Source organism: Solemya elarraichensis gill symbiont (genome assembly GCF_002021095.1).
Classification (GTDB): Bacteria; Pseudomonadota; Gammaproteobacteria; order Chromatiales; family Chromatiaceae.
Genome location: NZ_MPRK01000067.1, coordinates 1 through 8,311, shown reverse-complemented (window position 1 = coordinate 8,311; position 8,311 = coordinate 1). Strand labels below are relative to the sequence as shown.

General features: G+C 52.1%; 11 protein-coding genes. 2 read left to right on the top strand and 9 right to left on the bottom strand.

All coding sequences use genetic code 11. The features are described from left to right. The 7 genes from BOW51_RS04985 to ccoN form a co-directional block, all read right to left on the bottom strand. Positions 1–159 (bottom strand): FixH family protein (locus BOW51_RS04985; RefSeq protein WP_174564729.1); only part of this gene is annotated, 159 nt, incomplete at its 3' end. Positions 160–169: 10 nt separating this feature from the next. Continuing rightward, positions 170–1,573: a cytochrome c oxidase accessory protein CcoG gene (gene ccoG, locus BOW51_RS04980; protein WP_078476726.1), complete on the bottom strand. Its 1,404-nt coding sequence runs from the start codon at positions 1,571–1,573 to the stop codon at positions 170–172. A 50-nt stretch (positions 1,574–1,623) separates the two neighbouring features. After that, the gene (locus tag BOW51_RS04975) at positions 1,624–1,923 is read right to left on the bottom strand and encodes a hypothetical protein (RefSeq protein WP_078476725.1); all 300 of its coding nucleotides are present in this window, start codon (positions 1,921–1,923) and stop codon (positions 1,624–1,626) included. A 71-nt stretch (positions 1,924–1,994) separates the two neighbouring features. After that, positions 1,995–2,897, bottom strand: a complete 903-nt coding sequence (gene ccoP, locus BOW51_RS04970) for a cytochrome-c oxidase, cbb3-type subunit III (protein WP_078476724.1) — start codon at positions 2,895–2,897, stop codon at positions 1,995–1,997. Continuing rightward, positions 2,894–3,070 carry a cbb3-type cytochrome oxidase subunit 3 gene (locus tag BOW51_RS04965; RefSeq protein WP_078476727.1) on the bottom strand — a complete coding sequence of 59 codons (177 nt, stop codon included), beginning with the start codon at positions 3,068–3,070 and terminating at the stop codon, positions 2,894–2,896. The genes ccoP and BOW51_RS04965 overlap by 4 nt, the downstream gene beginning before the upstream one ends. 5 nt (positions 3,071–3,075) lie before the next feature. Then, entirely contained in the window at positions 3,076–3,705 is a 630-nt protein-coding gene (gene ccoO, locus BOW51_RS04960) for a cytochrome-c oxidase, cbb3-type subunit II (RefSeq protein WP_135568062.1), read from the bottom strand. A gap of 11 nt (positions 3,706–3,716) precedes the next feature. After that, positions 3,717–5,156 carry a cytochrome-c oxidase, cbb3-type subunit I gene (ccoN, locus tag BOW51_RS04955; RefSeq protein WP_078476722.1) on the bottom strand — a complete coding sequence of 480 codons (1,440 nt, stop codon included), beginning with the start codon at positions 5,154–5,156 and terminating at the stop codon, positions 3,717–3,719. A 239-nt stretch (positions 5,157–5,395) separates the two neighbouring features. On the opposite strand from ccoN, the gene fnr reads away from it, so the two are divergent. Both fnr and BOW51_RS04945 read left to right on the top strand, forming a co-directional pair. Further along, entirely contained in the window at positions 5,396–6,166 is a 771-nt protein-coding gene (gene fnr, locus BOW51_RS04950) for a fumarate/nitrate reduction transcriptional regulator Fnr (protein ID WP_370738155.1), read from the top strand. Next, a complete protein-coding gene (locus BOW51_RS04945; RefSeq protein ID WP_078476720.1) occupies positions 6,166–7,395 on the top strand; it encodes a virulence factor BrkB family protein in 1,230 nt (409 codons plus the stop codon). Before fnr ends, BOW51_RS04945 begins: the two co-directional genes overlap by 1 nt. Positions 7,396–7,484: 89 nt before the next feature. On the opposite strand, the gene BOW51_RS04940 is transcribed toward BOW51_RS04945, so the two are convergent. Both BOW51_RS04940 and BOW51_RS04935 read right to left on the bottom strand, forming a co-directional pair. Then, positions 7,485–7,784, bottom strand: a complete 300-nt coding sequence (locus BOW51_RS04940; protein WP_078476719.1) for a TusE/DsrC/DsvC family sulfur relay protein — start codon at positions 7,782–7,784, stop codon at positions 7,485–7,487. Positions 7,785–7,899: 115 nt separating this feature from the next. Further along, positions 7,900–8,311: exodeoxyribonuclease VII large subunit (locus BOW51_RS04935; protein ID WP_281252865.1), on the bottom strand; the 412-nt coding region annotated here is incomplete at its 5' end.

Sequence of the window (8,311 nt, the reverse complement as noted above, 5' to 3'; positions counted from 1 at the left end):
CAGGCCTTCCTTGTAGTAATCGTCCGTCACCAGGGGGTCGGCACCATCGACTGCAATATAGATGGTTATGAATGCTGCAACCACAGTTCCGGCCGGGATCGAGATAATGAACCAGGGCCAGAATTGGCGGTACCAGGGTTTAACCGTTTCTTGTGTCATTAATTTATCGTCACTTTATAAGTGGGCCAAGGAAACGGCCATGTTCAGTGGTGTGTATCTCTTCATCGTCGCGTGCTTCGACATAAAAGTATACCTTGCTACTACGGCTTTTCAGCTTAATGGGATCCGCATGAATCCGTACTGGCACATCCTTGACGCCGCCTGATGCAACATTGATACCTTCATACTTGCCGATAATCTGCATGTCTTCGATACCGGTTACGCTGATATCAAACTCCTGATCCATATTGCTCATGTTGATCAACTTGAGCGTGTAGACGTTTTCAATCAGCCCTTGGGTTGTCTCGTTATAGAGGGTATTACGGTCACGGATGATGTTGACTTCCACAGGTACGCGCGATGCGACTCCGTAGATTAATCCTGCAGTCAGCGCGAGCAGCAGAGCAATGTAAAAAATGATACGCGGACGCAATATCTTTGTGGTCTTACCGAAGAGGGCATTTTCAGTGGTGTACTTGATGAGCCCCTTGGGGTAGCTCATCTTTTCCATGACGTCATCGCATACATCAATACAGGCGGCACAGCCGATGCACTGGTACTGCAATCCTTCGCGAATATCGATGCCGACCGGGCATACCTGGATACAGAGTTTGCAGTCGATGCAGTCTCCGAGTCCGGCTTCGACTGACGAGGCACCGCGTTTTCTTGCACCACGCGGATTACCACGCTTTTCGTCATACGAGATGATCAGGGTGTCATGGTCGAACATGGCGCTCTGGAAACGCGCATAGGGGCACATATAGATACACACCTGCTCGCGCATCCAGCCTGCGTTGCCATAGGTGGCAAAGCCGTAAAAAATGATCCAGAAGGTCTCCCACGGACCGAGTGTCATGTTGACGACTGACTGTGAAAGCTCAGTAATCGGTGTGAAATAACCGACAAAGGTCAGGCCGGTCCACAGGGAGAATGTGATCAGGACAAAGTGTTTGAATACCTTGATGCCAACCTTTCCGGCACTCATGGGTGCCTTGTCGAGTTTTATCTGCTTCTGGCGCGAGCCTTCGATCTTGCGCTCAAACCAGAGAAAGATCTCTGTCCAGACTGTCTGCGGGCATGCGTAGCCGCACCACAGGCGTCCGGCCAGTGTCGTAAAGAAGAACAGCGCAACGGCAGCGATGATCAGCAGAATCGTCAGCAGGAAAAAGTCCTGTGGCCAGAAAGTGGAGCCGAAAATATAGAACTTGCGCTCGGGCAGGTCGAAGAGGATTGACTGGTGATTGTCCCAGTTGATCCACGGCAACCCATAGTAGAGACCGAGCAGGGTAACCATGGTGAGGTTGCGCAACAGCGCAAATATACCGTGTACCTCGCGAGGGTAGATTTTCTCGCGTTTTTTGTAGAGTTCGTCCTGGATCGGTTCCTGGCTCTGGTCTTTCGATTTGGTTGTCATGGCACCAGTTGAGTTGTGTTCAACGACGGGTTGTGATGAATCGATCTATTTTACTGATCTGGAGCCTGTTCGTCATTGACAATTCTCGGCGGACAGGGCGTTCTGAAGTAGCAGGTCAGAGCACAGCCGAGCGAGGTAATAAACCAGAAAAAGAAGAAACCGATTGTATAGCCGCCGGTACGAGTGACATCGACGCCAGAGATCATCGCCAGGTCGCCGGGATCAAACAGCACGAAGAAGAGTACCGTTGCGAGTGACGCGGTGAGGAAGGACGGCCACATGATGGATACGATCCGTTGTATAACCGGTAGGTCCTGATCCGGATTTTTTTGCTGAGGTGATGTATTCATGGGTCGAGTCTACCATTTTTTTCAGGCGAAAAAAAAGCCGGGCTGAAACAGCCCGGCGAGGTCCATATGACTTAGTTTGAAAGGCTATAGATGTAAGCAGCAATCAGGTGTGACTTGTCATCGCCAAGAAACTCCTGATGCGCTGGCATAACGCCCTGGCGACCCTCAAGAATAGTCTTCTGTACAACTCCCGCACTGCCTCCATAGAGCCAGACATTATCGGTCAGGTTAGGAGCACCAAGAGCCTGATTGCCCTTGCCGTCCATGCCATGGCAGCCAACACAACCCAGTGCCAGAAATTGACCCTTGCCTGCTTCAGCAGAAGCGGCGTCGATGCCTTCACGACCACTGAGGCTGAAGACGTAGTCAGTCAGCTGAGCTAGTTGCGCCTCATCTACACGACCCTTGTGAGGAATCATGACACCTCTGCGACCATTAAGGATTGTCTCCTTGATCTTTTCAGGAGAACCACCCCAGAGCCAGTCGTTGTCTGCCAGGTTCGGGTAGCCGGTTGCACCGGTTGCCGTTGAGCCGTGGCACTGCGAGCAGTAGGAGAGATACATGCGCTTGCCCATGGCCAGCGCCTCTTCATTCTCCGACTTGCTTGCCAGGTCGTCGATACCGATCGCCGCGTACTTCTTGAAGATCGGATCGTACTTCTCGGTTGCTGTTTGCATTTCGCTTTCATACTGGCCGGTTGAGCTCCAGTGACCAGCACCCTGGAAGAGACCCAGGCCCGGGAAGTATGCGAGGTATCCACCAGCAAAGATGATGGTGATCCAGAACATCCACAGCCACCAGCGTGGCAGCGGGTTGTTGTACTCCTGCAGGTCCTCGTCCCAGGTGTGACCTGTGACATCACCGCTTTCGGCTTCGCCTGCACGCTTGCGCATGGTCCACCAGATGAGCCAGATACAGGCAAGGATGTTGCCTACTGTGAGTATGATGATCCAGTTGCTCCAGAAACTGCTCATTGGATATCCTCCTTTTTCAGGGTTGCCGAATGTGTTGCGTCATCTTCAAAGGGCAGGTGAGCCGCTTCATCGAATGCATGGGTGCGTTTTTTACTGTACGCCCATACGATAATCCCGATAAAGATAGCCAGCATCACCACCGTGTGCCAAGAGCGAAAATCATTAATATCCATGATGATCACCTCTTGATCGCAGTGCCCAGACCCTGAAGGTAGGCAATAAGTGCATCGGCTTCTGTTTTTCCGGCAACCTCGCCCTGTGCCGCATCCATGTCAGCATCAGAATAAAGGTCACATGTTGGGCAGGTAGCGCCAACTGCGATGTTCAGAGCAGCCATCTTCTTGGCGGTATTGGCGCCATCAAGTTCGGTGCTGAACAGCCATGGGAACGAAGGCATGTTGGACTCTGGTACAACGTCACGCGGATTGTTGAGGTGTGCTGCATGCCAGTCGTCACTGTAGCGTTCGCCAACACGTGCCAGGTCAGGACCGGTACGCTTTGAACCCCACTGGAACGGGTGGTCATAGACAGACTCACCGGCGACAGAGTAATGGCCGTAGCGCTCGGTCTCTGCACGGAAAGGACGAATCATCTGTGAGTGGCAGTTGTAGCAGCCTTCACGGACATAGACATCGCGACCTTCGAGACGCAGTGCGCTGTACTTGGTTACACCTTCAACAGGTGTGGTTGTATCTTTCAGGAAGAAGAGTGGAACAATTTCCACCAGTCCGCCGACACTGATCACCAGGATGATCAGGATCGCCATCAACCCGATATTAGTTTCTACGCGTTCATGAGACATTGATATATCCTCCTCTGTTAGTGCGCAGCTTCAGGAATAACATCCTGAGCGGGTTGAGCGTTGGAAACAGTTCTCCAGACGTTGTAAGCCATCAGCAGCATTCCGAACAGGAACATGACACCGCCAAGCAGACGAACGTTGTAGAAAGGATAGGTACGCTCGACAGACTCGATGAAAGAGTAAGTGAGTGTTCCGTCGCTGTTAACAGCACGCCACATCAGACCTTGCATGACTCCGGCAATCCACATCGCAGCGATGTAAAGAACCACGCCGATGGTTGCGATCCAGAAGTGCAGTTCAACCAGTGCCTGGGAGAACATGCCTTCACGACCGAAGAGCTTCGGAATCAGGCCGTAGAGAGCACCGATAGAGACCATTGCAACCCAGCCGAGTGCGCCGGAGTGAACGTGTCCAACAGTCCAGTCAGTGTAGTGAGAGAGTGCGTTAACGGTCTTGATAGACATCATCGGGCCTTCGAAGGTAGACATACCGTAGAAGGAGAGAGAAACGATCAGGAACTTGAGAACCGGATCAGTACGCAGCTTGTGCCATGCGCCTGATAGGGTCATGATTCCGTTGATCATGCCGCCCCATGAAGGTGCAAGCAGAATCAGCGAGAAGACCATGCCGACAGACTGTGTCCAGTCAGGCAGAGCGGTGTAGTGCAGGTGGTGAGGACCAGCCCACATGTAGGTGGAAACCAGTGCCCAGAAATGCACAACTGAGAGACGGTATGAGAAGACCGGACGGCCAGCCTGCTTCGGTACGAAGTAGTACATTATGCCGAGGAAGCCTGCTGTCAGGAAGAAGCCTACCGCGTTATGGCCATACCACCACTGAACCATGGCATCGATCGCTCCAGGGTAGAAGCTGTATGATTTGACCAGGGGGCCAGAGATAACCGGAATTGCAGCGCTGTTGACAATGTGCAGTACTGCAACCGTCAGGATGAATGCGCCGAAGAACCAGTTAGCTACATAGATGTGCTTGACCTTACGCTTCAGGATGGTGCCGAAGAAGACGAGTGCATAGGAGACCCACACAACCGCGATCATCAGATCGATTGGCCATTCGAGTTCAGCGTATTCCTTACCACTGGTGAGGCCCAGGGGAAGTGAAACAGCTGCCAGTACGATGATCAGGTTCCAGCCCCAGAAGGTGAAACCGGCCAGGCCACTGGCAAACAGACGTGTCTGACAGGTGCGTTGTACTACGTAGTAAGAGGTGGCAAAGAGAGCTGATCCGCCAAAGGCAAAGATAACAGCATTAGTATGAAGCGGGCGCAGTCGACCGTATTGCAGGTATGGCTGAAGCACTTCTGGAAGCACCTCAGTCAGTGTCGGAAAGGCCAGCTGTGCAGCGATAATGACACCTACCAGCATGCCGACGATACCCCACACGACGGTCATGATGGCAAATTGCCGCACCACTTTATAGTTGTACGTTGTTTCAGTCATAACACAATTTCCCCTGGAAAAATTTGGAAACGAGGCTCTTAATATAATGAATTAGGAGTTCGCGAGCAATTCTGATGGAATATACCGGAATACTTATTGACCTAAGTCAAATAAGGTGCGATTCTTTCATCAGTATTTTGATACTCCGGGAACTTTTTCCAAATAGCTGAACCGGAGCCTCACGCTGTAATCTGTATATACAACTTGGGTGATTCATGGCTGACGTAAAGCAGGGCAAAATAAAAAGTAGGGAATCAAAGCTCAGTACCACACTGAAAGATCAGCTAAGGTGCCAGAGTTGTGGTTTAACACCACTTTGTCTGCCAGTTGGCATGTCGGAAGCCGAGACGGAAAAACTCGATTCGATTGTCCATCGCAACACGCCATTTCACAAAGGCGACCATCTCTTCAGGCAGGGTGACAAGTTCAAGGGTATTTATGTCATCACATCCGGTTCGGTAAAATCCTACTACATCAATAAGCATGGCGAAGAGTGCATTGTCGGTTTCTACCTTCCGGGTGAGCTGATCGGTCTCGATGCCATACACAACCGCGTCTACTCATGTAGTGTAGCGGTGCTGGAAACCACCTCTGCGTGTGAGGTTCCTTTCAGTCAGCTGCAGAACCTGACGTCAGAAATACCAAGCCTGCAACACCAGCTCATGTGTCTCCTCAGCAAGGAGGTCCACAACGACTGTGAGATGGTTGCAATCCTTGCCAGCCACTCGGCCGAGGAGCGTCTCGCCTCTTTCCTGTTGTCACTCTCGTCGCGCTACAAGTCACGCAGCCTGTCGGCGCTGGAGTTCAACCTCAGCATGTCACGAACTGAAATAGCCAGTTTTCTTGGTCTTGCCGTCGAAACAGTGAGCCGAACTTTTTCCCGTTTCCAGGAGCAGGGGTTGCTCGAGGTTAACAGGAAGCAGGTCAAGCTGCTCGACATTGAAGCCCTGGCCGACCTTGGGGGGCAGTATCCTCACGAGCTCAATAGCGGGATTCCCCTGAACGGTTAATGACCATGATTGCAGGCAAATTCGGAGCTGGCCTGTTAAAGTTTCTGCAGCTACTGCGCACCGGTTTCTGTGAGCATCGCGGTATCGAAAGAGCCGCAACACTTACCTATACAACCCTGCTTTCGCTGGTACCGCTGATGACCGTGGCACTTGCAGTTCTGGCAGCTTTCCCTGTTGCAGAGCGCATGAGTGAAGTCGTGCAAGACTTTGTCTTTAATAATTTTGTTCCCGCCTCAGGTGAGCAGGTTCAGATTTATCTGAACCGCTTTGTCAGTAACGCTGCCCGGCTTACCGGTACCAGTTTTGTCGTGCTCATACTGGTTGCCTTCCTGATGATGCGCAACATCGATCTCGCCCTGAATGCAATCTGGGAGACGCATGCCAAGCGCCGTCCTCTCATGCAGTTCCTAACCTACTGGGCACTGCTGTCGCTGGGACCGATTCTGGTTGTCTCAAGTTTTGCTGCAACCTCCTACCTGATTTCCCTGCCGTTGCTGGTTGAGGCAGATCAGACGCTTGGAATAGGGGACCACCTGATTGCAGTCGCACCGGTTGCCACCTCGGCACTTGCCTTTACATTGATGTACCTGGTGATTCCAAATCGCAGGGTGCCTGTGTTGGATGCACTGGCCGGAGGCCTGCTTGCTGCACTGCTGTTTGAAGTGGCAAAACGTGCTTTTGCAGTCTACGTGACATCTTTCCCGAGTTACGAGGCGATATACGGTGCGCTTGCAGTGATCCCGATTTTTCTCGTGTGGCTCTATCTCACATGGATTATTTTTCTGCTCGGAGCGGAATTTACCCACAGCCTCGAACTGTTTCGCCATTCCGGAACTGCCGAAAACAGGGTGAGGGCCGGATTACCGCAACTACTCCAACTTTTGTCGATTTTTCACTGTGCACAGCAGGCAGGTGGAGACGTCGCACCTGACAAGATTGTGCAGTCGGGAACAACGGGTATCGGACGGCTGTCGATGGAGAAACTGATCGGCATGCTCGACAAGGCGAAGCTGATCACCCGCACAGAGAGAAGGACATGGGTACTGCAGCAGGATCTGCGCCAGCGGACGCTGTATGACCTGATGAAGAAAACAGACATGCCATTACCGGCAACAGACGAGACTTTTCACGACGAGGCGATTGGTGCGAGGGTCACGCCCTTGATCCAGACAGCACGCGAAGGAGTGCGGGAAGCGCTGGATACATCACTGGATGACTTGATCGGTTAGTCCGGGTTTTGTCGGTTTTCGATACAATTATTAAGTGAATAAAAAAGCCGGCTCTGCAGCCGGCTTTTTCATGCAAACTGTAGCTGGAATCAGACGCAGCCAGTCGGCTTGGGCAGGCCACCATACTTGGTGATTGGCTTCATTGGGCCGGTTGTCCACTGCTTGAAGAGGATTTTCTTGTCGACACCGATGTGCTTGGCAAAGATACGGATTGCCGGAACCACGTTCTCGTCATCGTAGTATTCACGGGCCTTCATGATCTGGTCCCATTTATCGTCGTCAATATCGAAACCATCGGCCTCTGCCATTGCACGTCCAATCTCTGGTGTCCAGTCAGCCATACTTCTCAGGTAACCGTCGCCATCGCGCTCAGGAATTTCTACACTCATCGTTCTTACTCCAAAAGATAAAACCTATTAAAACACTTGGTAATTATTGTGACGAATTTATGCCCGTTCGTCCAGTTTTAATTTCCTTTCAAGTTTGATGGGAAATTACAGCGGGTCAGTTTTTGCCGGTTTTAACCTTTTCCACACGGCATTCTGCCTCACCGGATGCGAACTTCAGATTGAGCAGGTCGTTTTTGGAAAGCGTGGCTGCGTCACGCACAGCCAGGTGTTGTTTATCGAACGCAATTGCGTAGCCGCGATCCAGGGTGGCCAGCGGGCTCAGCAGGTGCAGGGGCGTGGCAGCTGAAACAAAGCGTTGCCGCAGCAAGGCGAGTTGGCGGCTAATGCCCTTATGCAGCAGGGTCTGCTGCCGCTCCAGTTGTTCCCTGGCCTGTTCCAGTCGTCGCCCGGGCGCCTGTAGTAAAAGCCTCTGTCGAAGGCCTGCAAGGCGTGAATCAGCGCGTTGCAGTTGGCCCTTTGCGAGTAGTACGAGGCGACGCTGCTGTTGATGCAGACTGCTTTCAATC

Excerpts from the sequence above, each read along its gene's own strand:
- ccoG (WP_078476726.1), bottom strand. The coding sequence starts at position 1,573 with ATGACAACCAAATCGAAAGACCAGAGCCAGGAACCGATCCAGGACGAA.
- BOW51_RS04975 (WP_078476725.1), bottom strand. The coding sequence starts at position 1,923 with ATGAATACATCACCTCAGCAAAAAAATCCGGATCAGGACCTACCGGTT.
- ccoP (WP_078476724.1), bottom strand. The coding sequence starts at position 2,897 with ATGAGCAGTTTCTGGAGCAACTGGATCATCATACTCACAGTAGGCAAC.
- BOW51_RS04965 (WP_078476727.1), bottom strand. The coding sequence starts at position 3,070 with ATGGATATTAATGATTTTCGCTCTTGGCACACGGTGGTGATGCTGGCT.
- ccoN (WP_078476722.1), bottom strand. The coding sequence starts at position 5,156 with ATGACTGAAACAACGTACAACTATAAAGTGGTGCGGCAATTTGCCATC.
- BOW51_RS04945 (WP_078476720.1), top strand. The coding sequence starts at position 6,166 with ATGACCATGATTGCAGGCAAATTCGGAGCTGGCCTGTTAAAGTTTCTG.
- BOW51_RS04940 (WP_078476719.1), bottom strand. The coding sequence starts at position 7,784 with ATGAGTGTAGAAATTCCTGAGCGCGATGGCGACGGTTACCTGAGAAGT.